This window comes from Ruegeria sp. CDSC051 (assembly GCF_059610665.1).
Map to the genome: position 1 here is coordinate 90,119 of NZ_JBXWOC010000008.1, position 26,853 is coordinate 116,971.

At 57.6% G+C, this 26,853-nt stretch carries 21 protein-coding genes and 1 tRNA gene; 14 read left to right on the top strand and 8 right to left on the bottom strand.

What is annotated here, in order from left to right; all coding sequences use genetic code 11:
• Positions 1-20 precede the first annotated feature (20 nt).
• Positions 21-776, top strand: a complete 756-nt coding sequence (gene radC, locus AC2FH0_RS17080) for a RadC family protein (RefSeq protein WP_271950544.1) — start codon at positions 21-23, stop codon at positions 774-776.
• A 3-nt stretch (positions 777-779) separates the two neighbouring features.
• Here the strand turns inward: radC and AC2FH0_RS17085 are convergent, their stop codons facing one another.
• The 3 genes from AC2FH0_RS17085 to secA form a co-directional block, all read right to left on the bottom strand.
• Entirely contained in the window at positions 780-2,336 is a 1,557-nt protein-coding gene (locus AC2FH0_RS17085; protein ID WP_496789923.1) for a phosphate ABC transporter substrate-binding/OmpA family protein, read from the bottom strand.
• A 25-nt stretch (positions 2,337-2,361) separates the two neighbouring features.
• Positions 2,362-3,288, bottom strand: coding sequence for a hypothetical protein (locus tag AC2FH0_RS17090; protein WP_142637323.1), 927 nt, complete (start codon positions 3,286-3,288; stop codon positions 2,362-2,364).
• Positions 3,289-3,388: 100 nt separating this feature from the next.
• Entirely contained in the window at positions 3,389-6,106 is a 2,718-nt protein-coding gene (secA, locus tag AC2FH0_RS17095) for a preprotein translocase subunit SecA (protein WP_496692629.1), read from the bottom strand.
• A gap of 176 nt (positions 6,107-6,282) precedes the next feature.
• Here secA and AC2FH0_RS17100 point away from each other — a divergent pair, with 176 nt between their 5' ends.
• From AC2FH0_RS17100 to AC2FH0_RS17110, 3 genes are read left to right on the top strand one after another with little or no spacing between them, the layout of a single operon-like run.
• Positions 6,283-7,131, top strand: coding sequence for a peptidylprolyl isomerase (locus AC2FH0_RS17100; protein WP_142637319.1), 849 nt, complete (start codon positions 6,283-6,285; stop codon positions 7,129-7,131).
• 4 nt (positions 7,132-7,135) lie between these two features.
• Complete coding sequence (gene argJ, locus AC2FH0_RS17105; protein ID WP_281973415.1) at positions 7,136-8,362, top strand: bifunctional glutamate N-acetyltransferase/amino-acid acetyltransferase ArgJ; 1,227 nt, start codon at positions 7,136-7,138, stop codon at positions 8,360-8,362.
• A complete protein-coding gene (locus AC2FH0_RS17110) occupies positions 8,359-8,757 on the top strand; it encodes a (deoxy)nucleoside triphosphate pyrophosphohydrolase (RefSeq protein ID WP_142637315.1) in 399 nt (132 codons plus the stop codon). Before argJ ends, AC2FH0_RS17110 begins: the two co-directional genes overlap by 4 nt.
• A 133-nt stretch (positions 8,758-8,890) precedes the next feature.
• Here AC2FH0_RS17110 and AC2FH0_RS17115 read toward each other — a convergent pair.
• A tRNA-Leu gene (locus tag AC2FH0_RS17115) sits at positions 8,891-8,977 on the bottom strand.
• Positions 8,978-9,175: 198 nt separating this feature from the next.
• Between AC2FH0_RS17115 and AC2FH0_RS17120 the strand changes: the two genes are divergently transcribed.
• The gene (locus tag AC2FH0_RS17120; protein ID WP_496789924.1) at positions 9,176-10,159 is read left to right on the top strand and encodes a complex I NDUFA9 subunit family protein; all 984 of its coding nucleotides are present in this window, start codon (positions 9,176-9,178) and stop codon (positions 10,157-10,159) included.
• Here AC2FH0_RS17120 and AC2FH0_RS17125 read toward each other — a convergent pair whose 3' ends face one another.
• Positions 10,160-10,963: an undecaprenyl-diphosphate phosphatase gene (locus AC2FH0_RS17125; protein ID WP_142640289.1), complete on the bottom strand. Its 804-nt coding sequence runs from the start codon at positions 10,961-10,963 to the stop codon at positions 10,160-10,162. It abuts the gene before it with no gap.
• A gap of 230 nt (positions 10,964-11,193) precedes the next feature.
• On the opposite strand from AC2FH0_RS17125, the gene AC2FH0_RS17130 reads away from it, so the two are divergent.
• The 8 genes from AC2FH0_RS17130 (at position 11,194) to AC2FH0_RS17165 (ending at position 23,401) form a co-directional block, all read left to right on the top strand.
• Positions 11,194-12,627: an NAD(P)-dependent oxidoreductase gene (locus tag AC2FH0_RS17130; RefSeq protein WP_496710612.1), complete on the top strand. Its 1,434-nt coding sequence runs from the start codon at positions 11,194-11,196 to the stop codon at positions 12,625-12,627.
• A 23-nt stretch (positions 12,628-12,650) separates the two neighbouring features.
• Positions 12,651-13,085, top strand: coding sequence for a GFA family protein (locus AC2FH0_RS17135; protein WP_496702850.1), 435 nt, complete (start codon positions 12,651-12,653; stop codon positions 13,083-13,085).
• Positions 13,082-17,614, top strand: a complete 4,533-nt coding sequence (gltB, locus tag AC2FH0_RS17140; protein ID WP_496703201.1) for a glutamate synthase large subunit — start codon at positions 13,082-13,084, stop codon at positions 17,612-17,614. The genes AC2FH0_RS17135 and gltB overlap by 4 nt, the downstream gene beginning before the upstream one ends.
• 184 nt (positions 17,615-17,798) lie before the next feature.
• Positions 17,799-18,713 carry a Hint domain-containing protein gene (locus AC2FH0_RS17145; protein ID WP_496789925.1) on the top strand — a complete coding sequence of 305 codons (915 nt, stop codon included), beginning with the start codon at positions 17,799-17,801 and terminating at the stop codon, positions 18,711-18,713.
• 39 nt (positions 18,714-18,752) lie between these two features.
• A complete protein-coding gene (gene mtgA / locus AC2FH0_RS17150; RefSeq protein WP_142640279.1) occupies positions 18,753-19,487 on the top strand; it encodes a monofunctional biosynthetic peptidoglycan transglycosylase in 735 nt (244 codons plus the stop codon).
• 58 nt (positions 19,488-19,545) lie between these two features.
• Positions 19,546-20,211: an FtsZ-binding protein FzlA gene (fzlA, locus tag AC2FH0_RS17155; RefSeq protein WP_271951686.1), complete on the top strand. Its 666-nt coding sequence runs from the start codon at positions 19,546-19,548 to the stop codon at positions 20,209-20,211.
• Positions 20,212-20,287: 76 nt separating this feature from the next.
• On the top strand, positions 20,288-21,325 hold the full coding sequence (gene queG / locus AC2FH0_RS17160; RefSeq protein WP_496789927.1) for a tRNA epoxyqueuosine(34) reductase QueG: 1,038 nt from the start codon (positions 20,288-20,290) through the stop codon (positions 21,323-21,325).
• Positions 21,326-21,397: 72 nt separating this feature from the next.
• Positions 21,398-23,401, top strand: coding sequence for a hydantoinase/oxoprolinase N-terminal domain-containing protein (locus AC2FH0_RS17165; protein ID WP_496789928.1), 2,004 nt, complete (start codon positions 21,398-21,400; stop codon positions 23,399-23,401).
• 21 nt (positions 23,402-23,422) lie between these two features.
• On the opposite strand, the gene msrA is transcribed toward AC2FH0_RS17165, so the two are convergent.
• The 3 genes from msrA to AC2FH0_RS17180 all read right to left on the bottom strand — a co-directional run bounded on the left by msrA (position 23,423) and on the right by AC2FH0_RS17180 (position 25,350).
• Entirely contained in the window at positions 23,423-23,932 is a 510-nt protein-coding gene (msrA, locus tag AC2FH0_RS17170; RefSeq protein WP_142640270.1) for a peptide-methionine (S)-S-oxide reductase MsrA, read from the bottom strand.
• Positions 23,929-24,378: a peptide-methionine (R)-S-oxide reductase MsrB gene (gene msrB, locus AC2FH0_RS17175; RefSeq protein ID WP_142640268.1), complete on the bottom strand. Its 450-nt coding sequence runs from the start codon at positions 24,376-24,378 to the stop codon at positions 23,929-23,931. Before msrB ends, msrA begins: the two co-directional genes overlap by 4 nt.
• A gap of 93 nt (positions 24,379-24,471) precedes the next feature.
• The gene (locus AC2FH0_RS17180) at positions 24,472-25,350 is read right to left on the bottom strand and encodes a DMT family transporter (protein WP_496789930.1); all 879 of its coding nucleotides are present in this window, start codon (positions 25,348-25,350) and stop codon (positions 24,472-24,474) included.
• Positions 25,351-25,468: 118 nt separating this feature from the next.
• On the opposite strand from AC2FH0_RS17180, the gene AC2FH0_RS17185 reads away from it, so the two are divergent.
• Positions 25,469-26,686, top strand: coding sequence for a BCCT family transporter (locus tag AC2FH0_RS17185; RefSeq protein ID WP_425595615.1), 1,218 nt, complete (start codon positions 25,469-25,471; stop codon positions 26,684-26,686).
• Positions 26,687-26,853: the final 167 nt, after the last annotated feature.

The following is a 26,853-nucleotide window of genomic DNA, read 5'->3' on the forward strand; positions in this document are numbered from 1 at the left end:
TTCTGCGTCAGGCTGAGAGCATGACACAGGACGCCTTTTCCGAAGCCCCAATGCTATTCGATACAGACGAAGCCCCCGCGCAGCCGCTGCCGACGGGTCGGTTACCCTCCTACATCAAAGATCATCGCAAGCGGCTGCGCGAACGGTTCCTGTCTGGCGGGTCCGCCGCCATGCCGGATTATGAGCTGTTGGAACTGGTCCTGTTCCGTTCAATCCCCCGGCAGGATGTGAAACCGCTGGCGCGTGCGCTGATGGAAACGTTCGGCGATTTCAATCGGGTGCTGACCGCGCCCGAGGAACGGCTGCGCCAAATCAAAGGCGTCGGGGATAGTGTGATCACTGATCTGAAAATCCTTGAGGCCTGCGCCCATCGCATGGCCCGCGCACGGGTGATGAGGCGACATGTGATTTCCGGATGGGACGCATTGCTGGACTATTGCCACACCACCATGGCCCATCGTGAGACCGAACAATTCCGTGTGTTCTATCTGGATCGCAAAAACGTGCTGATCGCTGATGAGGAACAGGCCAAGGGCACGGTGGATCATGTCCCTGTCTATCCGCGCGAGGTTGCCAAACGGGCGCTGGAGCTGAATGCCTCGGCGTTGATACTGGTGCATAACCATCCGTCAGGTGACCCGACCCCGTCGCAATCGGATATCGACATGACCAACCGAATTCAGGATGCCTGCCTGGCACTGGGCCTGACGCTGCATGACCATCTGATCATTGGAAAGTCGAACGAGTTGAGCTTTAGGTCCGAGGGTTATCTGTAGCTGCTATTGAACCCAGACCTCGACTCGGCGGTTGACCTTTCGGCCCCATTTCGTGTCGTCGCAGGCCATGGGCATGGCCTCGCCAAAGGCGTCGACCGTGATTTCGACGCTGTCCCCGATAGCGGTTTCAATCTCGGCCAATACGGCATTGCGAACGGTTTTTGCCCGCAACAATGCGATCCGCGCATTGGTTGACGCTGCCCCTTCGCCATCGCTGAAGCCGACAAACCTAAGCTTTCGGGCATCGAGGGTCCCGGATTCCAAAAGAAGGGCAAGATGTCGGATATTGGACCGTGACTGCGCATCCGGGCGCGAGGAACCGGGCTCGAACCGGAAGGACAGTGATAGGCGGGACATGGGTCTGAAAATCTCGACCAGCCGCTGAAGTTCCTCTAAACCAACTTCTGATCCGCCCGACGCGATCGCATTGGCAAGTCGATCCCCTTGCACCCCAAGACCCATAGTCTCGGGAGTTTGATCGACAAAGCCAGCCTCGCGTATTGCCATCTGCGCCTCGGCTCCCTGGGTGTAGGCCAGGAATTGACGTGCAAAACGCGGCAATCGCCGGTCCGGTAGGTATAGAAACATAGGCGAGGTCAGCGGATAATCTTCGGTCTTGATTGACTGCCGAGTTGCCGCCAGCGCATGACCGCATCCGCCGGTCAAAGGCAGGGCACGCGCGGTGCTGGCTTCGGCTTGGCTTGCGACACCTATTGAAAAGGGATCCGCAGCAACGGAACGCACCAGATCAGTACTGCGGTCATGCCGAATGGCCGCCTCGGAAAGGGCTGTGCCGGAGGGTCCCAGAAGCCTGTCTTCGACATTCTGGGCCAGACCCGAACCGGCTTCCGGAAGGTGCAGTGAAATTGGCGCATCGGGTCCGCCCAACTCGGCCCAACTCGTAATCTCGCCCGAAAACACCCGGGTTAATTCCGCAAGCGAGATTTGCTGTAACGGGTTCGAGTTGGCAACGATTGGTACCAAAGCGTCAAGCGCGATGACGCGGGCCCGGCGGGTGCGGGTCAGATCGCCAAGGCCTACCGCTTGTGTGGCTTGCTCCTCTTCGGGTCGGATTTCGCGCAACGCCAGAACAATATCAGCCTGGTTTTCTGCCTGCGCCCTAAATCCGCGCTCAGTATTCCCTGCGTCAAAGAAGAACCGACCCAGCGGTGCTGCCCTCCCGGGTTGGTGCAGTTCGTAAGAAAATGTGTTGGCGGTCAGCCTGTTTGGGGTCGCCGACAACCCTTGCTGCTGTGCGAAGCCAACAATCAGCGCTGGTAGAACCTTTTCCGCCATGACCGAAGATCCGGCAAATCGGATTTCAGCCACAAAGTCGGTCAGGCTTGGGCAGGCAGGTCCGGTACAGGTCACACCGGACCCATCAACTGTCAGCGTGCCGAATTGTGTTGCCACGCGATAGAACTCGCCGTCAAATCCCAGCAGGTCACCGGTGACTTCGACCTTGCCGTCATGCGATCTAAGCGAGATGTCTTGCGCCTGTGCGCCCGACGCGATTGTAACGGAAGCCAGTGCAGCCGCTGCCACACGAAAGAATTTCATAAGATGCCCGAGCCTGCCTGCGGATTTAGTTTGCGGCGATTGTCAGGTCTTGGAAGAGATTATTCAACACCAGAAACTCTCCGGTGCGGGAGCATTCAGGAAAACTCAGCGTCCTGTCTTTTGATCTCAACCGATCATCCCGCAATTCAAGCGACTGGATGTTCAGGTCGCGCCCGCAATTTTCTGAAGTCACCTCGGTTTCGACAGTGATTTCTATCGACCCGTTTTGGTTGGAAAGACCAGCAGGGAACGAATAGATTTCGATGTTTTTCATGTCCCCGGTTCCGGTATTGCCCAGACGCACTACCTGTCCGGCGCCTTCGGTCGGGGTCTCGGCCGAGACATGGCCATTGCCGCCATAGCTGGCCCCGAATTCCAGCGCATGAATTTGCAGGTCAGTTTCACCCTGCCATTGCAGGGCAATGCGTTCGTAATTGGCAATGTCAGCGATATGGGTGGTTGCGACTGTTCCATGCTGGTCTTCAAACGAGATCAGAAAGATCGCATATTCTGACAGGGCCGGGATTGTCATGTCCATGCGCCCTACTGCGTCGGTGCGCTGTGTGACTGTCAGACCGCTGTGGTGAATTTCCACGGATTCATTACTGTGGCAGGGGGCGTTGACGACCAGCCGGGCGGCAGCACCGGGAACGGCAGTAGCGCGCGCACTGAGGGTGCAGTCAATGGGATTGACAGGTTCTGACCGACTGGACTCGATAAAACGGTTGTCGGACCCGGTCTCTTTGCTTGTTCCGTGAACCGGTGCAGATGAGGTCAGAACGACTTCGCTTAACCCGGGGATGATTGAAGCCTGATCCGTAACTGATGCCACATCGACAGAAGCCCGCTCCCCTCGCGGTTGCGCAGGGGTTCCGTTCTGCATGAGGTAGCCAATGGCCAATGCACAAGCAACGGTGCCGCCAGTGGTTACGTAGTTCTTAATTACAAACAAGACACCCTCCCCAGTTGAAGGAGCGATTCGCACCCTGCAGTTGAATCACGGCTAATATGTGGCCGTGAGGCGGACTCATTGTGTCTCGATTGTGGTGACGTTAGGTCAACCGGCCATGGCAATGCTTAAACTTCTTGCCTGAACCGCAGGGGCACTTGTCGTTGCGCGACGGGTTTCCCCAAGTTGCCGGGTCGTCTTCGACAAATCCAGGCCGCGCATCACCCGAGGCTTCGGCCTCGGCCACCGCTTCGGCGTGACCAGTGGCCTGATCTACCGCCTGCTGCGCCCGTGCCTGCTGCGCTTGCATCTGGGTCAGCATTTCGCGCTGTTCCTCTTCGGTCAGCGGTCGCACGCGGGACAGCTGCTGGGTCACGGTTTCGCGCAACGAATCCAGCATGGATTCGAACAGCTGGAAGCTTTCGTTCTTGTATTCGTTCAGCGGGTCGCGCTGGGCATAGCCGCGGAAGCCCACGACCGAGCGCAGATGTTCCAGCGTCAGCAGATGTTCGCGCCATTTGCTGTCGATCGTGTTCAGCAAGACCTGCTTTTCGATGTTGCGCATGTTCTCGGGGCCGAACGCAGCCACTTTTTGCGCCATCATCTCGTCAGCGGCGTTGATCAGCCGTTCGCGCACCTGCTCGTCATCCACGCCTTCCTCAGCGGCCCAATCCTGAACCGGGGCGTCAATGGTCAATTTTTCCTTGACCGCTGCGTGCAAACCCTCGGTATCCCACTGATCAGCATAGGATTTCGGCGGCATATATTCGTCGATCAGATCGTCGATCACCTGTTCACGCATGTCTGATACGATTTCGGACAGATCGTCGGCGGACATGATTTCGCGCCGTTGGCTGAATACCACCTTACGCTGGTCGTTCATCACATCGTCGAATTTCAGGACGTTCTTGCGCATGTCAAAGTTGCGACCTTCGACCTTGGATTGCGCCCGCTCCAGCGATTTGTTCACCCAAGGGTGGACGATGGCCTCACCTTCTTTCATGCCCAGCGTGGTCAGAACCTTGTCCAACCGTTCCGAGCCGAAGATGCGCATTAGGTCGTCTTCGAGGCTGAGGTAAAACACGGTGCGGCCCGGATCACCCTGACGGCCGGACCGGCCCCGCAGCTGGTTGTCGATACGGCGGCTCTCGTGCCGTTCGGACGCCATGACATACAGCCCACCGGCAGCCAGGACCTTTTCTTTTTCTTCAGCATGGCGGGCTTCTTCCGCGGCACGCAGCTCGGCCGGATCTGCCTCGGGGTTTTCGGCCAGCGCCTGCAGAACCTTCATTTCCACATTGCCGCCCAGCTGAATATCAGTACCGCGACCGGCCATGTTGGTGGCGATGGTTACTGCGCCATATCGGCCCGCATCGGCAACAATCTGCGCCTCTTGCTCGTGTTGGCGGGCATTCAGAACATTGTGCTGGATACCTTCTTTGGTGAGCATCTGGCTGAGCAATTCGGACTTTTCGATGGACGTGGTGCCCAGAAGGACCGGTTGTCCGTTTTTCTGGGCTTCCTTTGTCTCGTCGATCATGGCGCCGTATTTTTCGGCTGCGGTACGAAAGACCTGATCGTCCTCATCCAGACGCGCGATCGGTTTGTTGGTTGGTACTTCGACAACGCCCAGACCGTAGATTTCGGCAAATTCCTCAGCCTCGGTCAGCGCGGTGCCGGTCATGCCGCCCAGCTTGTCATACAGGCGGAAATAGTTTTGGAACGTCACGCTGGCCAATGTTACGTTTTCGGGCTGAATCTGCACGTTTTCCTTGGCTTCGATGGCCTGATGAAGACCTTCCGACAGGCGACGACCTGGCATCATGCGACCGGTGAACTCATCAATCAGAACGACATTGCCGTCCCGCACGATGTAATCTTTGTCACGTGTAAACAGCTTATGCGCGCGCAAGCCCTGGTTCACGTGGTGAACGACCGTGGTGCTTTCAGGATCATACAGCGAATGGTCTTCTGGGATCAGGCCGTTGGCAATCAACTGTTGTTCCAGAAACTCGTTACCCTCATCCGTGAAGGTCACGTTCCGGGACTTTTCGTCCAGCGTGAAGTGATCTTCTCCCAATGACGGGATCAGCGCATCAATCGCGGTATACAGGTCCGACCGGTCCTCGGAGGGCCCGGAAATGACCAGCGGCGTCCGCGCCTCGTCAATCAGGATCGAGTCGACCTCATCCACGATCGCGAAATTGTGGTGTTTCTGGTAAATTTGATCCAGTTCCGCCTTCATATTATCGCGCAGATAATCAAAACCCAGCTCATTGTTGGTGGCATAGGTCACGTCACAGGCATAAGCAGCCTTTTTCTCGGCATCGGGCTGCCCTGACCAGATGACACCGGTGGTCATGCCCACGGCGGCAAACACCTTGCCCATCCATTCAGAGTCGCGCTTGGCCAGGTATTCGTTCACTGTGACCACGTGCACGCCTTTACCGGTCAGCGCGTTCAGATAGGCGGGGAGGGTCGCAACCAATGTCTTGCCTTCACCCGTTTTCATCTCGGAAATATTGCCCTGATGCAGGAAGGCGCCGCCCATCAACTGCACATCAAAGGCACGCAGGCCCAGCGCGCGTTTTGCCCCTTCGCGTACGTTGGCAAACGCCTCGGGCAGCAGATCATCCAGGCTTTCGCCTTCCAACGCACGTTTGCGCAGCTCGGCGGTCTTTGCGATCAGGCCGTCATCCGACAGATTCTCGAACTCGGGTTCCAGCGCGTTGATCTGTTCGATCAGGGGGCGGGTCGCCTTGATCTTGCGGTCGTTCGGTGTTCCGAACACCTTTTTGGCGAGCGTTCCGAGTCCCAGCATGTTCACTCCAGCGGATCTGTTCTTGTCTTGGTTTTGACAGGCTTGCCCACCTTGCGCGCAACCCATAGATACGGGGGGTGAAAGGCGGCCCTGTCCAAGGCTTCAAAGCGATGTAAGCGGCAGGTTCCAGAGTGTCAACGCTGCGCCCTGCCGTGGCAAAGAAATAGGATGATTCCATGCCCAAAGGCCTCACTTTTCTGCCATCGCTGGCCCTTGCAACGGTGATGGCGCTGCCATTGGCCGCCGAAACCAAGCCCGATGCCAGCACGGTGGTCGCCCGCGTAAACGGCGAAGAAATCACTCTGGCGCATGTGATCGCAACAGTTGCGACACTGCCCCCCAACTACCAGCAGGTCGAAGATGATGTTCTGTATGATTTCATCATCGAGCAGCTGATTCAGCAGCAGTTGCTGGGCCAGGAGCAAGAAGGGCTGAGCAATCTGAACGCCTTGGCCATCGAGAACGAGACGCGGTCGTTGCTGGCGGTTCAGACCGTAAATGCCCTGATCGACGAAGTTGTAACGGCAGAAACCATTCAGACCGCCTATGATGCGCGCTTTGCCGAGTTTGAAGGCGAAGATGAGTTTAATGCCAGCCATATTCTGGTCGAGACCGAGGATGAGGCAAAAGACCTTAAGGCTCAGTTGGATGATGGCGCCGACTTTGCCGAGCTGGCCAAAGAAAAATCAACCGGTCCTTCCGGCCCGAATGGCGGGGTGCTGGGTTGGTTCGGCAAGGGGCAGATGGTTCCCGAGTTTGAAACCGCCGTTGTCGCGCTTGAGAAGGATCAGGTGTCTGACCCGGTGCAGACACAGTTCGGCTGGCACGTGATCATTCTGAATGACAAGCGCAAATCCGAAGCGCCCGCACTTGATGCGGTGCGCGACGAGCTGGCACAGGATCTGCAAAGTGAAGCTATTCAGGCCCGTATCGGCGAATTGACCCAGGCTGCACAGATCGAACGTCCTGCGCTCGAAGATGTGACTCCGGGCATCGTGCGTCAGTTGGACCTGATTCAGGAGTAACCCCGTGGCCTCGATCACCAAAGTCTCTCCGCTGGCCCCGGCGGCGTTTCCCGAATTGCCCGCGATTGACGGTGTGCGCTTTGCGACCGTCGAAGCCGGCGTACGCTATCAAGGCCGCACTGATGTGATGCTGGCGGTCCTGGATCCGGGCACATCAGTGGCTGGGGTCTTTACCCGCTCTGCCACACGCGCGGCACCCGTGCTGGATTGTCAGGACAAGATCGGCGGGCCAAGTGACGGGCCGGCGGCGATCCTTGTGAATTCGGGCAATGCTAATGCATTTACTGGGCATTATGGCCAAAGCTCGGTCGCCGAGGTGACGCAAGCAGTGTCCAAGACCACAGGCGTACCGGTCGAACGGGTTTTTACCTCGTCAACTGGTGTGATCGGTGAACCCTTGCCGCATGACCGCATCGTGGCGCAGCTTGAGGCCCTGAAATCCGGCCTCAGTCGCCACGCAATCGAAGATGCAGCGCGGGCCATCATGACCACGGATACCTTTCCGAAAGGAGCCTCGGCGCAGGTCGAGATTGATGGAAAAACGGTCTCTATTGCGGGGATTTCCAAGGGTTCTGGCATGATCGCGCCTGATATGGCGACGATGCTGGTTTATATCTTCACCGACGCCCAGGTCGAGCAATCCGCGCTGCAGCAGATGCTGGGTGCGCAAACCGACCGCACTTTCAACTGCATCACCGTCGACAGCGACACTTCGACGTCGGACAGCCTGCTGCTGTGTGCTACTGGGGCTTCGGGGGTGGATGCGACAGACAATGCCGCCTTTGCCGAGGCTTTGGAAACCGTGATGCTGGACCTTGCCCAACAAGTGGTACGCGATGGCGAGGGCGCCACGAAATTCGTAGAAATTCGTGTGACCGGGGCCGTCACCGATGCCGACGCCAAGGTGCATGGATTGGCGATTGCCAATTCACCACTGATAAAAACCGCCATTGCGGGCGAAGACCCGAATTGGGGCCGCGTCGTCATGGCCATCGGAAAATCGGGTGCAGCTGCCGACCGTGACCTGCTGAGCATTTCTTTCGGAGACATCCTTGTGGCCGAAAAAGGCTGGGTCAGCCCCGATTACCGCGAGGAAGACGCCGCCGAATACATGAAGGCTCAGGACCTTGTAATCGGCGTCGATCTAGGGCTGGGCGCGGGTAAATCCACCGTTTGGACCTGCGACCTGACCCATGGCTATATCGAGATCAACGCGGATTACCGGTCGTGAAAACAGTTCTGGTTTCTGCGGTCGCCCTGATAGACATTGAGGGCCGGGTGCTGCTGGCGCAGCGCCCCGAAGGCAAATCCATGGCTGGACTTTGGGAGTTTCCCGGCGGCAAGATCGAACCCGGCGAAACGCCCGAGGTCGCCCTGATCCGCGAACTGTACGAAGAACTGGGCATCAATACATGGTCCTCCTGCCTCGCCCCGCTGACCTTCGCCAGCCACAGCTATGATGATTTCCACCTGCTGATGCCGCTGTTTGCCTGCCGCAAATGGGAGGGCATTCCGCAATCGAAGGAAGGACAGGCGCTGAAATGGGTGCGTGCGAATGATCTGCGCAGTTACCCGATGCCTGCGGCAGATGTGCCGTTGATCCCGATTTTGCGGGATTGGCTTTAGGGTCCCGGTTCGATCTTGTCTGGACGCTGGAATTCAGCGCGCGATTTAAACCTATTGCAGCGCTTAGGCGCAGGCAAGAAACGGAAAAGCGCACGAGCGCAATCGCTTGAAAAGTAGGGAGATGTTTGGAGTTTGGTGCCCAGGAGAGGACTCGAACCTCCACGTCCATACGGACACTAGCACCTGAAGCTAGCGCGTCTACCAATTCCGCCACCTGGGCAGGTGTCGTGGAGGGGCGTTTAAGCCTACTGGCGGAAGGCGTCAACCGGATTCGGAAAGTTTTTTGAAAGTTTTTTAACCACTGCTTTCGAGCGTCTGTGCCGCGTTGCTTTTTCGTGGCTGCGCGGCGTTATTGCGCCTTGTTTGAAAGGGCATTGGGCGGTAGATCGGATCAGGACCCAATAGCAGGAGCCCTCAAATGTCCAAACTGGTCACGATTTATGGCGGATCCGGATTTGTCGGCCGATATATTGCGCGACGTCTGGCGAATGAAGGCTGGCGCGTTCGGGTTGCGGTGCGCCGTCCGAACGAAGCGATGTTTGTCAGACCCTATGGTGCGGTGGGGCAGGTCGAACCTGTCCTGTGTAACATCCGCGATGACGCTTCGGTTGCTTTGGCGATGCGGGGGGCTGATGCGGTGGTGAACTGTGTTGGTGTGTTGAACGAGATTGGCCTGAATGAATTCGATACCGTTCAAACCGAAGGGGCTGAACGCGTTGCGCGTCTAGCAGCCGCTGAAGGTGTAACCCGTATGGTCCATATCTCGGCCATTGGTGCTGATGCCGAGGCGGGGAGCGAGTATTCTCGGACCAAAGCGCAAGGCGAGGCCGGTATTCTGGCCCATATGCCGGGTGCAATGATCCTGCGCCCTTCGGTGATTTTCGGAACCGAGGATCAGTTCTTCAACCGTTTCGCTGCGATGACCCGGATGGGGCCATTCCTGCCGCTGGTCGGGGCCCAGACGCAATTTCAGCCGGTCTATGTGGATGATGTCGCCAAGGCTGCGGTGCAGGGCGTGCTGGGGCAGGCCAGCGGGGGTGTCTACGAATTGGGCGGACCCGAAGTGAAAACCTTCCGTGCGTTAATGCAGCAAATGCTGGATGTGATCAACCGCCACCGGATTATCCTTGGGATTCCCTTTTGGGTGGCCCGGATCATGGCGGGAATGCTGGACATAATGAAATTTGCGAGCTTTCAGTTGTTTCCGAACAATATCCTGACGCGTGATCAACTCAAGAATCTGCGTCACGACAATGTTGCCTCAGATAGCGCTCTTGGCTTTGCCGATCTGGGGATCGAGCCGGCGACGCTGGAATCGGTCCTGCCGGATTATCTGTGGAAGTTCCGCCCCTCGGGTCAGTATGATGACATACAGAACTCGGCCAGCAATATGCGGACCTGATCAGCTGTAGGCGATGACCAGAAGGATTGCGCCCACTACTACGCGGTAGATCACGTATGGCGTAAAGCTGACGCTGCGCAACAGGCGCATCATTAGCGACAAGGCAAGCAGCGCGGACAGAAACGCAAAGAACGCAGCAACAGCACTGTCGAACGCCAGTTGGGCATTTGCCTGGCGGATGACCTCTGTGGACAGCAGCGCTCCGGATGCCAGAATCGTGGGTATGGACATCAACATCGCGATGCGTGCACCGTCTTCGCGGCTGTATCCAAGCTGGCGCGCCCCGGTGATCGTGATCCCGGACCGGGATGTTCCGGGGATCAACGCCAGAACTTGCCACAGGCCCATGATCATCGCATCGCGCAGGCCCCAGTCAGAGGTTTCTTTGCTTTGCGGCCCTTTCTGGTCCATCCAGTAGAGCAATATGCCGAACCCCAGCATCGTCCAGCCGATGACCGTCATTGAGCGCAGAGACTGGCTGAGCCCGGTTTTGAACAGGATCGCTCCGACAATGACGGTTGGGATCGTGGCCAGAATCAGCCCCAGGGCCAATCGGGCTTGTGGTGTATCGGTGCGCCCCAAAAGAGCCTGGGGCAGTCCGGAAATCGCCATTTTTACATCAGACCAGAAATACAGAATTACGGCGCCCAGAGTGCCCACATGCACAGCGACATCGATGGCCAACCCCTGATCGTCCATACCGGTCAGGCTGGGTAAAAGTATCAGATGACCCGAAGATGAGATCGGCAGAAATTCGGTAATTCCCTGAATGACTGCTGCAAGGATCAACTGAAAAAGACTCATTTACCTGCCCGTGCTGCCGTCACGTGTTCTTTGTGAACCCTGCGTATAAGCGCGGTAAGGAAAAGAAAAGGATGCAAATAGGTCCGAATCGGAACTAAAATCCTGTATTTCTCACTGGCCATCGGTGAAATCCCGCAAAGTTTTTGAAAAAAGGTCAGTACACTTGACTTTTAATCCCCCTGCGCATCTTTTAAAGAGGCGCGACCAAGCCAATTCATGGAGTCTGACCCGTGGCCAAGCAACCGATGCTGAAATTTGTGCAGATCGACCGAGTAATGCCGGAAAAACGGGCCGCAGATGCCCGCACGGAAGACTTTGACGAAATCTATGCCGAATTCGCTGCTGCCAAAGCTGAAGAACAGGCCAGCCGCTGCAGCCAATGCGGTGTGCCTTATTGTCAGTCGCATTGCCCGCTGCACAACAACATCCCCGACTGGCTGAACCTGACCGCAACGGGCCGTCTGGAGGAGGCCTATCACACCAGTCAGGCCACCAACACCTTCCCCGAGATTTGTGGGCGCATCTGCCCACAGGACCGCCTGTGCGAAGGGAATTGCGTGATCGAACAATCTGGGCACGGCACTGTTACCATTGGCTCGATCGAGAAATATATCACCGACACAGCCTGGGAAAAGGGGTGGGTCAAGCCGGTCGTACCGGGTGCTGAGCGCCGCGAAAGCGTCGGCATCATCGGCGGCGGCCCTGGTGGACTGGCAGCGGCGGACATGCTGCGCCGTGCGGGTATTCAGGTCTCCGTGTATGATCGCCATGACCGGGCAGGCGGACTGCTGATGTATGGAATTCCGGGTTTTAAGCTGGAAAAAGACGTTGTTCAGCGCCGCAATGACCTGTTGGCAGATGGCGGGGTTGAGTTTGTTCTGAATTGCGACGTGGACGCCGCCAAATTCGCGGAAATCCGTTCCAAACATGATGCGATTATCATCGCAACCGGCGTTTACAAGTCGCGCGACCTGTCCATGCCTGGCAGCGGTTTGACGGGTATTGAAAAGGCCATCGACTTCCTGACAGCCTCGAACCGCAAAAGCTTTGGCGACGAGGTCGAAGATTTCGACAATGGCCGTTTGAATGCCGAAGGCAAAAAAGTTGTCGTGATCGGTGGCGGTGATACCGCGATGGATTGCGTGCGGACTTCGATCCGTCAGGGTGCGACCTCGGTCAAATGCCTGTATCGCCGCGACCGCGCGAACATGCCCGGATCGCAGCGCGAAACGCAGAATGCCGAGGAAGAAGGCGTCGTATTCGAATGGCTAAGCGCGCCAAAGGGCTTTACCGGCGATGATCAGGTTTCCGGCGTTTTGGTCCAGAAGATGCGTCTGGGTCAGCCCGATGCCACCGGCCGTCAGGCCCCCGAGTTGATCGAAGGCGCGGATTATGTCGAAGACGCTGATCTGGTGATCAAGGCGCTGGGGTTCGAGCCCGAAGACCTGCCCACCCTGTTTGGCCAGCCTGACCTGCCCGTGACCCGCTGGGGCACTGTAAAAGCAGCATTCGAGACCGGCGAGACCGAGATGGACGGGGTCTATGCCATCGGTGACATCGTGCGCGGTGCCTCGCTGGTGGTCTGGGCGATCCGCGATGGGCGCGACTGCGCCGACGCGATCCTTGACCGTTTCAACAACACGGCTGCGGTTGCAGCCGAATAAGCCCCGCGACAGGAGGGACAGAGATGCCCGAATTGCAAGGCCAATGTATGTGCGGCGCGGTCACAGTGACTGCCACCCCGGCGAAAGAGTCGTTGGGCGCGTGCCATTGCGACCAGTGTCGCCGCTGGACTAGCTCGATGCTAATAACGTTTCCCGCGCAAGAGGGGTATGCGGCCCTTGGGCCGGTTAAGACCTTTACGTCCTCGGACTGGGCGGAACGCGCGTTTTGTGCCGATTGCGGATCGGCGCTTTGGTACCGGATTACCCTGCCAGGTCAGATGCACGGCCATACCCAAATGGCAGCAGGCCTGTTCGACGACACGGACAACCCGCTGCAACTGGAACTTTATATCGACAAAAAACCCGACGGGTACGCGTTCGCAGGCGAGCGTCGGCAGATGACCAAAGCTGAGGTCGAAGCCATGTACGGCCTGCCGGAAGAAGGAGACAGCCAATGACCAAATATGATGCCGATTGGGTACGGGCCGAAGAAGCCAAACGTCAGTTCATGGCCGAAAACGGTCTCTATTCCGAGGAAGAAGAGCATTCGTCCTGCGGTGTGGGTCTTGTGGTCTCAGTCGATGGCAAGCCGTCACGCAAGGTTGTGGATGCTGGCATCGCCGCGCTCAAGGCGATCTGGCACCGCGGCGCGGTAGATGCGGATGGCAAGACCGGCGACGGCGCAGGTATCCATGTGCAGATCCCGGTTCCTTTCTTCTATGACCAGATCCGTCGCACCGGGCACGAGCCCAAATTGGATCAGCTGATCGCGGTTGGTCAGGTCTTTCTGCCCCGCACCGATTTCGGTGCGCAGGAACAGTGCCGGACCATCGTGGAATCCGAAGTGCTGCGCATGGGTTATTATATCTATGGCTGGCGCCACGTTCCGGTTGATGTCACCTGTCTCGGCGAAAAGGCCAACGCGACCCGGCCCGAGATTGAGCAGATCCTGATCTCGAATTCCAAAGGCGTGGACGAAGAGACATTCGAGCGTGAACTTTATGTCATCCGTCGCCGCATTGAAAAGGCTGCCGCAGCGGCCGGGATTTCCGGGCTGTATCTGGCGTCACTGTCCTGCCGGTCAATCATCTACAAGGGCATGATGCTGGCCGAGCAGGTTGCGGTTTTCTACCCCGATCTGATGGATGAACGATTCGAATCCGCCTTTGCCATCTATCACCAGCGCTATTCGACCAACACCTTCCCGCAATGGTGGCTCGCCCAGCCCTTCCGCATGCTGGCCCATAACGGTGAGATCAACACTCTCAGGGGCAACGTCAACTGGATGAAAAGCCATGAAATCCGCATGGCCAGCGGCACCTTTGGCGATTACGCCGAGGATATCAAACCGATCATCGCTGGTGGATCGTCGGATTCTGCCGCATTAGACTCTGTATTCGAAGTTCTTGTACGCGCAGGCCGTTCGGCCCCGATGGCGAAAACCATGCTGGTGCCCGAAAGCTGGTCCAAGCAGGCGGTGGAATTGCCGCAGGCCTGGCGCGACATGTATTCTTACTGCAACTCGGTGATGGAACCCTGGGATGGCCCTGCCGCGTTGGCTATGACCGATGGCCGCTGGGTCTGTGCCGGTCTTGACCGGAATGGATTGCGTCCGATGCGTTATGTGGTCACTGGAGATGGTCTTGTAATTGCAGGCTCCGAGGCCGGGATGGTCCCGATTGATGAGGCCAGCGTGACCGAAAAAGGCGCGTTGGGCCCGGGCCAAATGCTGGCCGTGGATATGAAAAAGGGCAAGCTGTATCGCGATACGCAGATCAAGAACAAGCTGGCCCGCGCACTGCCATTCGGCGATTGGGTCGGCAAGATCAACGATTTGGACGAGTCTCTGGCTGGAATCACCGAAGCGCCGATCTATGCGGGCGAGGAGCTGCGCAAGCGTCAGATCGCCGCCGGATATTCGATCGAGGAACTGGAGCAGATTCTGGCGCCAATGGCCGAAGATGGAAAAGAGGCACTGGCTTCAATGGGCGATGACACGCCATCGGCTGTTCTGTCGAAACAGTACCGTCCGCTCAGCCATTTCTTCCGCCAGAACTTCAGCCAGGTGACCAATCCTCCCATCGACTCGTTGCGCGAATATCGTGTGATGTCGCTGAAAACCCGGTTCGGAAACCTGAAAAACGTGCTGGATGAAGACAGCAGCCAGACCGAAATTATCGTGCTGGAAAGCCCGTTTGTGGGCAATGCCCAATGGGAAGCACTGGCAGAAAACTTCAATGCCCCATTGGCAGAAATCGACTGTAGCTTTGAAGCCGGACAAGGGGCGCTAGGCGCAGCTTTGGCCCGTATTAGAGCCGAAGCCGAAGAGGCCGTGCGCTCGGGCGCGGGGCATTTGGTGTTGTCCGATATGAATTCAGGTCAGGGTCGCGTGGCGATGCCAATGATCCTGGCAACAAGCGCGGTGCATTCGCATCTGACCCGCAAGGGTCTGCGCACCTTCTGCTCGCTGAACGTGCGGTCGGCGGAATGCGTTGATCCGCATTACTTCGCCGTTCTGATCGGGTGCGGGGCCACTGTAGTCAACGCCTATCTGGCCGAAGATTCTCTGGCCGATCGTATTGATCGCGGGTTGCTGGATGGCAGCCTGACCGAAAATGTCGCGCGGTACCGCGAGGCGATTGACCAGGGCTTGCTGAAAATCATGGCCAAGATGGGGATTTCGGTGATCTCATCCTATCGTGGCGGATTGAACTTTGAGGCCGTGGGCCTCAGCCGTGCCATGGTCGCCGAGTTCTTTCCCGGTATGACCAGCCGGATTTCCGGCATCGGTGTTACGGGTATTCAATCCAAGGCCGAAGAGATCCATGCCAAGGGCTGGGAAAGCGGTCTGGATGTTCTGCCGATCGGTGGTTTCTATAAGGCGCGGAAGTCGGGCGAAACCCATGCGTGGGAAGCGACCTCGATGCATATGCTGCAGATGGCCTGCAACAAAGCGTCGTATGAGCTGTGGAAGCAGTATTCGGCCAAGATGCAATCGAACCCGCCGATCCATCTGCGCGACCTGATGGATTTCAAACCGCTGAGCAAGCCGATCCCGATTGAAGAGGTGGAATCTATCACCTCGATCCGCAAACGGTTCGTGACGCCGGGCATGTCGCTGGGGGCGCTGTCGCCCGAGGCGCACAAGACGCTGAACGTTGCGATGAACCGGATCGGGGCGAAATCCGACAGCGGCGAGGGCGGCGAAGATCCGGCGCATTTCGTGCCGGAACCCAATGGTGACAACCCCTCGGCCAAGATCAAACAGGTGGCTTCGGGCCGGTTCGGTGTAACCGCCGAATACCTGAACCAGTGCGAAGAGCTGGAAATCAAGGTTGCCCAGGGTGCCAAACCCGGTGAGGGCGGGCAGTTGCCTGGCATGAAGGTCACCGACCTGATTGCGCGCCTGCGCCATTCGACCAAGGGTGTAACACTGATCTCACCGCCGCCGCACCACGATATCTATTCGATCGAGGATCTGGCGCAGTTGATCTATGATCTGAAACAGATAAACCCGCGCTGTAAGGTGACGGTCAAGCTGGTGGCGTCCTCGGGTGTTGGCACGATTGCTGCAGGTGTAGCCAAGGCAAAAGCGGACATTATCCTTATTTCAGGTCACAATGGCGGCACCGGCGCATCGCCGGCGACCAGCATCAAATATGCCGGGCTGCCATGGGAGATGGGCCTGACCGAGGCGCATCAGGTTTTGGCGATGAACAACCTGCGGGATCGCGTGACCCTGCGAACCGATGGCGGCTTGCGTACCGGTCGTGACATCGTCATGGCCGCGATGATGGGGGCCGAGGAATACGGTATAGGCACCGCCGCCCTTATCGCGATGGGCTGTATCATGGTGCGTCAGTGCCAGTCCAACACTTGCCCAGTTGGCGTGTGTACTCAGGACGAAAGCCTGCGCACCAAATTCACCGGTAACGCGGATAAGGTCGTCAACCTGATCACCTTCTACGCGCAAGAAGTGCGCGAGCTGCTGGCCAGCCTGGGTGCGCGGTCGATTGACGACATCATCGGTCGGGCCGATCTGCTAGCGCAGGTCAGCCGAGGGTCGGCGCATCTGGATGATCTGGACCTCAACCCGCTGCTGATCACCGTCGATGGTGCCCATAACATCGTCTATAATCGTGACAGAGACCGGAACGCGGTGCCCGATACGCTGGACGCAGAAATCGTGCGCGATGCGGCCCGGTTCCTGAAAGACGGCGAGAAAATGCAGCTGTCTTACGCGGTGCAAAACACGCACCGAACCGTTGGGACGCGGGTTTCCAGCCATATCGTGCAAAATTTTGGGATGCGGAACACGTTCCAGTCGGATCACCTGCACGTGAAGCTGCAGGGCTCTGCTGGTCAGTCGCTGGGGGCGTTTGCAGCGCCGGGACTCAAGCTTGAAGTTTCGGGTGATGCCAATGACTATGTCGGAAAGGGCTTGTCTGGTGGTATGATTGTTGTGCGTCCACCGCAGGTCAGCCCGCTGAAGGCGGATGACAACACCATCATTGGCAACACGGTTCTGTATGGGGCCACGGACGGGTATCTGTTTGCAGCAGGCCGCGCCGGAGAACGGTTCGCGGTGCGCAATTCAGGCGCCAAGGTGGTGATCGAAGGCTGCGGCTCGAACGGGTGCGAATATATGACCGGCGGGGTCGCCGTGATCCTGGGCAGTATCGGCGCCAATTTCGGAGCGGGCATGACAGGCGGCATGGCTTATCTGTACGACCCCGACGGCAAGGCGCAGGCGCTGATGAATATGGAAACGCTGGTGACATGCCCCGTGACCATTGGCCATTGGGAAGATCAGCTGAAATCGCTGATCGAAACCCATCAGGCCGAAACCATTAGCCGCAAGGCTGCGGATATCCTGCAGCACTGGGAGGTCGAGAAGGCGAACTTTATCCAGGTCTGCCCGAAAGAGATGCTGAACAAGCTCAGCCATCCGTTGGCGGTCGAGGCAACAGCTGTTCCTGCAGAGTAATCTGAGGACCAATGAAAATGGCAACCCCGCGTGTCTTTTAAACCACGTGGGGTTTTCTTTTATTGGTCCTAGGTGGTCGTTTGCTTGTCGAAACGGGCCCAATAAGCCTAGATTTCGTCACTTTTTGTTCGGAAGTTGCGGTTAGGCTGCTTTGCAGTCGTGCGAACGCGTAGGAGTCTGTTAGATGCCAACCACCTATCTTGATCAGTTTTATTCGTTTGACCCCGCGAATCCGCCACCGGGCGGTACATCGGTAGTTGTTGATAAATTCAACCTCACCGATGTGGATGACGATGGCGAGATCGACGCGCCCAGCGGGGATACGGTAAACGGCCAGGATGTTACTTCGTCGTGGCCGGGTGATGTTGTTACGATTAACGTGACCGGCGTTGGCAATGTCACCTATACCGGCACGACCTTCTATCTTGCTGACGGAACCCGTGTCTTTACACCAACAGACGGGCAGGTTCTGCAACCGGGCACGTTTGTCTCATCAACCTTTGTCAACACGCAGGGGCCGCTAGATGTTGGCAATCTTGGCCCGCCCTGTTTCACCCCCGGAACGCTGATCGAAACGCCTGATGGCCCGCGTCTTATCGAAGATCTGAAGCCCGGCGATATGGTCATCACATCGGACAACGGTGCGCAGCCGCTGCTTTGGGTGGGGCGGACCACGGTTGAGGCCAAAGGCAAGCTGGCGCCGATCCGGTTTGAGGCTGGCGTGCTAGGGCTGGAACAGCCTTTGATCGTGTCGCCACAGCACCGGATGCTGGTCTCGGACTGGCGGGCGCCGTATTTGTTCGGCCATTCCGAAGTGCTGATCGCAGCGCATTGCCTGGTCAACGGGGATTCTGTTACGCGTGTTGAGGGTGGTCAGATCGACTATATTCATCTTCTCTTTTCGCGCCATGAGATCGTCATTGCAAATGGGGCCAAAAGCGAAAGTTATTACCCTGGGCACGCGCTCTCTCAGTCTGACGCCGAGACAAAGGCTGAAGTTCTGGCCCTGTTTCCCGAATTGCAGACCCGCGATGCGGTCCTGCCAGAAACCGCCCGTCCCGTGATACGTCCGCGCGAGGCGCGCGCTTTGGCGATTTAATCCGTTCCAAACATCGTCGCCGCGTCGTATAGCAACAATATGGCAAAGAAAGCAGCGCGCAAATCGAGCAGTAAGAAAAGCAAGGCGTCGAAGGCAAAGAACCAGACACAATCGCGGATTCGCCGCTGGGTGACCCGCGCGGTATTGGGTCTGGTTGCGTTTGTTGTGGCGCTTGTGGTGCTTTTTTCTGTGGTGAATCCCCCGGTAACCCATACGATCTGGTCTGAATGGCGGCGGCTGGGCAAGGTTCAGCGCGATTGGGTGCCGATTGAACAGATCTCGCCCGTCATGGCGCGATCCGTGGTGGCGGCAGAGGATGCCAATTTCTGCCTGCACTGGGGGTTTGACGTCGATGCCATTCGCGATGCTTTGGAGGAAGGCGGTACACGTGGCGCCTCTACCATCACGCAGCAAGTGGTGAAGAATGTGTTCCTGTGGCAGGGGCGCAGTTGGGTGCGTAAGGCGCTTGAGACATCTCTCACCCCCGTGGTCGAGATTTTCTGGAGCAAACAGCGCATTCTCGAGGTCTATTTGAACGTGGCCGAGACTGGCGAAGGTGTGTTTGGCGTTGAGGCCGCAGCCCAGCGCAACTTCAATGTGACCGCGGCCCAGCTGTCGCCAGTTCAGGCCGCACGTATTGCCGCAATCCTGCCTTCTCCCAAAAACAGGTCCGTTCGGGATCCGTCGGTCCGCACACGCAGACGGGCTGCCTCGATCCTCGATGGGGCGGCCACCATTCGCGCAGATGGTCGCGCGGATTGTTTCGAGGATTGAAACCCAAGGCCCTGCAAGGCTAAAGCTTGAGTGTAATCACTGGTTCGATTGGAAGCCCATGGCGCGTCTGTTTCATGTTCCCCTGTCCCCCTATTGCCGCAAAGTGCGCCTGTCGCTTGCGGAAAAGAAGATCGAGGTTGAGCTGGTCGAGGAGAAATACTGGGAGAAAGACCCGGATTTCCTGCGGCGCAACCCGGCCGGAAAAGTCCCGGTTCTTCGTCTGGACGGAAAGATCATGTCCGAAAGCAACGCGATTTGCGAATATATCGAGGAAACCCGGCCCGATCCTGCGCTGATGCCCCAAACGCCGGAGGCACGATACGAAATGCGTCGGCTGGTGGCCTGGTTTGATGACAAGTTCCATCACGAGGTAACATCCAAACTGGTTTATGAGCGTGTGAACAAGAAGGTCACCGGACAGGGCTATCCCGACAGTAAGAATGTCAAACAAGGTGCCAAGGCCATCAAGTATCATCTGGATTACATGGCCTGGTTGCTGGATCACCGCCGTTGGCTGGCCGGGGATCAGATGACATTGGCCGATTTTGCGGCTGCGGCGCATCTATCGGCGCTGGATTATATCTCGGACGTGGATTGGAACCGGTCGCAGGCGGTTAAGGACTGGTATGCCAAGATCAAATCCCGGCCTGCGTTCCGGTCAATTCTTGCAGATCAGGTTCCGGGGTTCCGCCCACCGGCCCATTACGCAGATCTGGATTTCTGATAGGGTCGCACAAGGGGGGCTGTTTGCCCCCCATCGCGCCTTGGGGCGCGATTCCCCCGAAGGTATTTAGGGCCAGATGAAGAGCGGATCGGGTTTAAAGGATAGGCTGGTGGCACAGGCGCTGAGCGAGGGCTTTGTGTCTTGTCGCATTTGTCGCCCGTGGGATGTCCCCGAAGTGCCCGCCCGGCTGGAGGCGTTCCTGCAGGCCGAATATCACGGGCAAATGGGATGGATGGCCGAGCGGACCCATTGGCGAGGCGATCCGGCAGCGCTCTGGCCCGAGGCGAAATCGGTGATCATGTTGGCAGAAAGCTATGCGCCCGAACATGATCCAACCGAGATTCTGGACCACCCCGAGAAGGGGGCGATCTCAGTCTATGCGCAGAACAAGGACTATCACGACCTGGTCAAGAAGCGGCTCAAAAGGTTAGCCCGCTGGTTGATAGCCGAGGCTGGTGGCGAGGTGAAGGTCTTTGTCGATACCGCCCCGGTTCCGGAAAAGGCCTTGGGTCATGCTGCGGGGTTGGGATGGCAGGGTAAGCACACCAATCTTGTAAGTCGCGATTGGGGAAATTGGGCCTTTATAGGGTCTGTTTTCACAACTCTGGACCTACCTTCGGATCAAGCAGAGGTGGATCACTGTGGATCCTGCCGGGCCTGTTTGGCCGCCTGTCCGACAGACGCATTCCCGGCGCCTTATCAGTTGGACGCGCGGCGCTGCATTTCTTACCTGACAATCGAACACAAGGGTCCGGTTGATGAAGACCTGCGCGCGAAACTCGGCAATCGGATCTATGGTTGCGATGATTGCCTTGCCGCCTGCCCCTGGAACAAATTCGCAGTCACGGCCAGTGACATGCGCTATGCAGCACGTGAGGATCTGAAGGCTCCTCGGCTGGCGGAATTGGCTGGACTGGACGATCCGGAATTTCGAACGAAATTCTCGGGCTCTCCGATTAAGCGGATTGGACGGGACCGGTTTGTGCGAAATGTGCTGTACGCCATTGGCAACTCGGGCCTGCAGGGGTTGATACCGATTGCACAGGATTTGACAGAGGATCCGGATTCAGCCGCGGCAGATGCCGCGCGCTGGGCGGTCAAACAACTCTCCTAGGTGCCGCAAACAGGCTGGACGTGTCGGTGCAAACCGCTAAACCCAATCACAGCGAACAGGAAGGAGAACCCGATGGCGCTGGCTTTGGGGGTTGATACAGGCGGAACCTATACGGATGCGGTGCTGGTCCGGGATGAGACTGAGGTGATTGCTTCAGCCAAATCTCTGACAACACGAGCTGATCTGGCGATTGGCGTTGGCAAGGCGATTTCTGCGGTTCTGTCGCAGGCTCAGGTTTCACCGGAGCAGATCTCAATGGCGTCGCTGTCAACGACATTGGCCACGAATGCGCTGGTCGAAGGGCAGGGTGGCCGGGTTGCTCTGATCTATATCGGGTTCAGGGAGAGTGATCTGGAAAAGCATGGTCTGCGGGATGCTTTGAAAGGGGATCCAGCTTTGGTTGTGGCGGGCGGTCACACGCATGCGGGAACAGAGGCCAGGCCATTGGATGTTCAGGCGGTAGAAGCCTTTTTAGACTCTAATTCTGGTATCTCCGGCTTCGCGGTGGCCGGTCAGTTCGCCACCAGAAACCCGGCGCATGAACTTGAGGTCGCCCGCATTATTACTGATCGGACGGGTGCGCCGGTGACATGTTCGCACCATCTGTCGGCCAAGTTGAATGGCCCAAAACGTGCGGTGACTGCGGTGCTGAATGCACGGTTGATTGGCATGATCGACCGCTTGATCGGACGGGCACAGGATCAGCTTGTGACGCTAGGAATTTCAGCGCCAATGATGGTGGTTCGAGGCGACGGAGCGTTGATGAGCGCCGAACAGGCGCGGGATCGACCGATTGAAACGATTTTGAGCGGCCCTGCGGCCTCGATCGTCGGGGCGCGCTGGCTAACGGGAGCCGAGAACGCGCTGGTATCAGATATCGGTGGTACCACGACCGATGTCGCCTTGATCCGGGATGGCAAGCCCGCCATTGATCCCGAAGGTGCCAGGGTTGGCGGCTTTCGCACCATGGTGGAGGCCGTCGCAATGCGGACCCACGGGTTGGGCGGGGACAGTCAGGTACATGTTGTAACCGAAGGGCTGGGCGGGGGCATCTTCCTGGGACCGCGCCGTGTTTTGCCCGTATCTCTGATCGCGTCAGAAGCGCCCGACGAGGTTCACACGGCCTTGGATGCGCAGTTGCGGGCCCCAACCGTGGGTGAACATGACACCCGGTTCGCACGTCTGGTACCGGGTGTTCATGCCGAAGGTCTGGGGGCAAGGGAAACCGCCCTGGTGGATCGCTTGGGGCAGAAGGTCCTGCCGCTGTCCGATTTGCTTAAAACGCGGATGGAGACAGGCGCACTTACTCGTTTGATGGATCGTGGAATCGTTCAGGTATCCGGCGTGACACCTTCGGATGCCAGCCATGTTCTGGGCCGTTTGGATGCCTGGGACGCAGAGGCTGCACGCAAAGCGCTGGAACTGGTGGCGCGAAAACGGATTGGCACCGGTGATATGCTGGCTGCAACACCGGATCTGTTGGCGCAGATGATCGTTGATCAGCTGACCGAACAGACCTCTTTGACCTTGTTAGAGACCGCTTTTTCAGAAGAAGCCGAGGATTTCGGCGTTCTGGCACCCGATCTGGCCCGGCATGTTTTGACGCGGAAAGGTCTGGCCGGGCATCGCGGTTTGGTGGCGCTGGACGCGGCACTGAATGTGGATGTGATCGGTCTTGGGGCGTCGGCCCCCAGCTATTACCCCGCAGTCGGGGAAAGATTGCGATGCCGCATGATTCTGCCGGAACACACGGGCGTGGCCAATGCGATTGGAGCTGTGGTTGGCAGGCTGACACTGCGCCGGGCCGGGACCGTCACCGCGCCATCCGAAGGGCGGTACAGGGTGCATCTTGAAGACGGGCCTCAGGACTTTAGCGATTCTGACGAGGCGATGGCGCTGCTGGAATCCATCCTGAGGGATGAGGCGGAAGGAGAAGTGCGCGGAGCCGGTGCCGAGGATATCCGAGTGATCGTCGACCGGGATATCCGCACCGCCCGCATCGAAGCGCAGGAGGTCTTTGTTGAGGCAATGATCACCGTCGAGGCCAGTGGAAGGCCGCGGGTGGCGTCTGACTAGCCCCTGATCCGGGGCTAATCCTTACTCGGCCGCGTCGCGTTTGGGCAGAACCCAATCCGGGCGCGGGAAATGGCAGGTATAGCCGTTCGGGATGCGTTCAAGATAATCCTGATGCTCGGACTCGGCCTCCCAGAAATCGCCAACGGGTTCAATCTCGGTCACGACTTTGCCGGGCCAGATGCCACTGGCATTCACATCGGCAATGGTGTCCAGGGCGACCTGTTTCTGGGCGTCATCGACATAATAAATGGCCGAGCGATAGCTCATCCCCATGTCGTTCCCTTGCCGGTTCACCGTAGTCGGGTCATGGATCTGAAAGAAAAATTCGAGCAGATCGCGATAGGTGGTCACGGTAGGATCGTAAAAGATCTCGATCGCCTCGGCATGGGTGCCATGGTTGCGATAAGTGGCGTTGGGCACGTCTCCACCAGTATATCCGACGCGAGTGCGGAAAACGCCCGGGCGTTTGCGGATCAGATCCTGCATGCCCCAAAAGCAGCCCCCGGCAAGAACGGCGCGATGTTCGGTCATTCGATCTCCTCCACATGAATCAGGAATTCGCCATAGCCTTCGGCTTCCATCTGATCGCGATGGACGAACCGTAATGAGGCTGAGTTGATACAGTATCGCAGCCCGCCATGTTCGCGGGGGCCGTCGGGAAATACATGCCCCAAATGGCTATCGCCATGTTTCGAGCGAACTTCGGTCCGGATCATACCCAGCGAGGCATCGCGCAGTTCTTCAACATGCTCATGCACGATTGGTTTGGTGAAACTGGGCCAGCCGCAGCCGGATTCGTACTTGTGCGCCGAGGCGAACAAAGGCTCACCCGAGACGATATCCACGTAGATGCCGGGTTCTTTGTTATTCAGCAGTTTGCCAGTTCCGGGCCGTTCGGTGCCGCTGTTTTGCGTGACGTGGTATTCCTCGGGCGACAATGCGGCGACGGCCTCAGGGGATTTGGTGTAACGGGTCATTGCTCCTCCGGACTTCTGGTGGTTCGCATAATAGATGGGGATTATTGGCGTAAAGCAAAGGGTGTTCTGCCGGGCTCGCGCAGTTGTGCAAGGTCAGGCTGGTTTTCTGCCGGGTTGGCGAGACAGTTGCACCGCCAGAATGCCCAGTGTTGTGATAAGAACCCCGACCGCATCCAGCGGCCCCAGTTTTTCGCCCAACAAGATCGCGGCGATGGTGACACCAAAGACCGGGTTGAGAAAGTGAAACGTGGCCGCCCGGGTTGCGCCGATCCGATCCAGCAGCAGGAACCAGATGAACGTGGCCAGAAGGCCGGGAAACAGAGTTGTATAGGTGAAGGCCAGGACCAGCGGCACCGTCAAGTGGAAATGAATCGTTTCGAATACCGGTGCTGCAACAAACAGAATGGCCGATCCGACCAGCATCTGTAAGCCAACCACCATCATGAAATTCCCGCCCGATGTCGCCCCACGCACTGCGAGCGTGGCAAATGTCAGCGCAAGCGCTCCAATGCCACAAAGCATGACGCCGAACAGATCAACGCCGTCGCCGATCCGACTGCTCATGATCAGAGCAACACCGGCGAACCCGGCACACAGGCCGACAATTCCAACTGGCCGTAATCTGTCGCCCATAAACAGCCAACTGGCCAAGGCAACCAGCAATGGCATGGTCGAGGCGATGATGGCGGCAACAGAAGCCTCGATTGTTTGCATCGCATAGAAGTTTAGGCCCAAATAAAGGGCATTTTGACATATCCCGAACAGGATGGTGGCATACCATTGTGACCGCGTCAGCCGCCAGCTTTGGCCAATCGCCCGTGCAATCACGACGCCAATCAAACCCGAGATCAGAAACCGCAGAGCCAGGGAAAACAACGGCGATGCGTCCGCCACGATGATCCGGGCCGAGGTGAAGGCCGAAGACCAGATAAACGCAAATGTCAGCCCCATGGCCATTGCGCGAAAATCCATCGCGACCCCCTGTTCAGATTTTCGCGCACTGTTGACCGAATAAGCGCGCGCCGCAAGCAGTGCTGTTTTTATTGATTGATCAGCCAATAAACTATAACAGCGTCATGAACTGACATTAATGGGAGGATTGTCGGTGCTATTGGAGTACATACTATCATTTGGCGTCTTGCTGGCGTTGGGCCTTGTTGCCTTCTTTGTGGTGAAGTGGTGGAATCTGCGGATCGTCGGCGTAACGCCGGTTCATCTGTTCACCTTCATCGCGATTCTGTTCACATCCGGGTTGGATGTCGGCCTGATCATGTTTCCGCTGACCGAATTCGGCGGCTATGCCGAAGACCCCGCCTATGCGTTTGCCAACCCACTGGCGATCGAATTCGGGTTCTGGGGCTTTCTGATCTGGGCGTTCTACTTTCTGACCGCGTTCTATTTCTGTGTCATCGAGCCGCGCGTGAAGTTCTTTGAAATCCCGCTGGTCAAGCTGATCAACAATGTGGTCATCATCGGCACCTGCGCTTTCACCGCCAGCCTGTTCCTGATCTACCTGCCCGGCTACCTGCCCGAGGTCGGAGACGGCGAGTCAGTGGTCACCACCTTCTATGTCATCGTGTTTGTCGTCATTCTGGCAGCGGCCTATTCTTCGACCGACCTGAAATACGTGCGTATCCTGTCGGTGGGCTCGACCTTTTTGTTCCTGGCACTGATCCTGGGCATGTGGGTTGCTGCGGGCATGGGCGTGAATGGCTTTGTGGAAACCGGAAGCAATGTTGGTGCCTATTTCACCAACCTGCACAAGTTTGTCCTGCCGCTGACAGATTATCACGCCTTCTACCTGTTCTGGTGGTTTGCCTGGTCGATCATGATCGGCCAGTTCACATCTCGCTTTGTAGGTGGGCTGAAGACCTGGCAACTACTGGCTGCTCTGCTGATCTTTCCGTCGATACCCTTGGCGATCTGGTTCACCGTTCTCTACTATTACCACCTGAACGGCATCAGCACCGCAGGCATCACCAACATTGCGATGGTGATTGTGGGCGTGACCTTCGTGATCAACTCACTGGATTCGTTGATTAGGCTCTATACGGACAACCTGAACATGACAGTCGCCCGCTTTGGTAAAGCGATCTATGTGGCGGGCAATGTTGTGCTGCTGTTCGTCCTGACCTTGCTGTTCCAAAGCCAGTGGTTGCAGATCCAGTGGATCGGCGCAGTTGTTGTCGGCCTCTATCTGGCCTGTGTGGTTTATATCCTGATCACCAAACGCAAAGAGGTGCTGAGCATAACTGGGATGCCCGAAGACCGTGATCTGGATTTCCACAAGGTCGAGACGGTTCACTGATCAACATCGACAAAAAGCTAATACGGGCGCTGAGGCGCCCGTTTTTTTGGCCGGCACTGTGTAAGCAATGCAGAAAGAGTCAAAAAGGCGAAACAAAAGCGACACGTGTGAAATCACAAACTTGCAATATCTTTTACTTATGTTGGCTTAGTTCAATCGTCACTCAC

Coding starts and splice junctions, on each gene's coding strand:
- radC (WP_271950544.1), top strand. CDS start 21: ATGACACAGGACGCCTTTTCCGAAGCCCCAATGCTATTCGATACAGAC.
- AC2FH0_RS17085 (WP_496789923.1), bottom strand. CDS start 2,336: ATGAAATTCTTTCGTGTGGCAGCGGCTGCACTGGCTTCCGTTACAATC.
- secA (WP_496692629.1), bottom strand. CDS start 6,106: ATGCTGGGACTCGGAACGCTCGCCAAAAAGGTGTTCGGAACACCGAAC.
- AC2FH0_RS17100 (WP_142637319.1), top strand. CDS start 6,283: ATGCCCAAAGGCCTCACTTTTCTGCCATCGCTGGCCCTTGCAACGGTG.
- AC2FH0_RS17120 (WP_496789924.1), top strand. CDS start 9,176: ATGTCCAAACTGGTCACGATTTATGGCGGATCCGGATTTGTCGGCCGA.
- AC2FH0_RS17125 (WP_142640289.1), bottom strand. CDS start 10,963: ATGAGTCTTTTTCAGTTGATCCTTGCAGCAGTCATTCAGGGAATTACC.
- AC2FH0_RS17135 (WP_496702850.1), top strand. CDS start 12,651: ATGCCCGAATTGCAAGGCCAATGTATGTGCGGCGCGGTCACAGTGACT.
- gltB (WP_496703201.1), top strand. CDS start 13,082: ATGACCAAATATGATGCCGATTGGGTACGGGCCGAAGAAGCCAAACGT.
- AC2FH0_RS17145 (WP_496789925.1), top strand. CDS start 17,799: ATGCCAACCACCTATCTTGATCAGTTTTATTCGTTTGACCCCGCGAAT.
- mtgA (WP_142640279.1), top strand. CDS start 18,753: ATGGCAAAGAAAGCAGCGCGCAAATCGAGCAGTAAGAAAAGCAAGGCG.
- fzlA (WP_271951686.1), top strand. CDS start 19,546: ATGGCGCGTCTGTTTCATGTTCCCCTGTCCCCCTATTGCCGCAAAGTG.
- queG (WP_496789927.1), top strand. CDS start 20,288: ATGAAGAGCGGATCGGGTTTAAAGGATAGGCTGGTGGCACAGGCGCTG.
- AC2FH0_RS17165 (WP_496789928.1), top strand. CDS start 21,398: ATGGCGCTGGCTTTGGGGGTTGATACAGGCGGAACCTATACGGATGCG.
- msrA (WP_142640270.1), bottom strand. CDS start 23,932: ATGACCGAACATCGCGCCGTTCTTGCCGGGGGCTGCTTTTGGGGCATG.
- msrB (WP_142640268.1), bottom strand. CDS start 24,378: ATGACCCGTTACACCAAATCCCCTGAGGCCGTCGCCGCATTGTCGCCC.
- AC2FH0_RS17180 (WP_496789930.1), bottom strand. CDS start 25,350: ATGGATTTTCGCGCAATGGCCATGGGGCTGACATTTGCGTTTATCTGG.
- AC2FH0_RS17185 (WP_425595615.1), top strand. CDS start 25,469: ATGGGAGGATTGTCGGTGCTATTGGAGTACATACTATCATTTGGCGTC.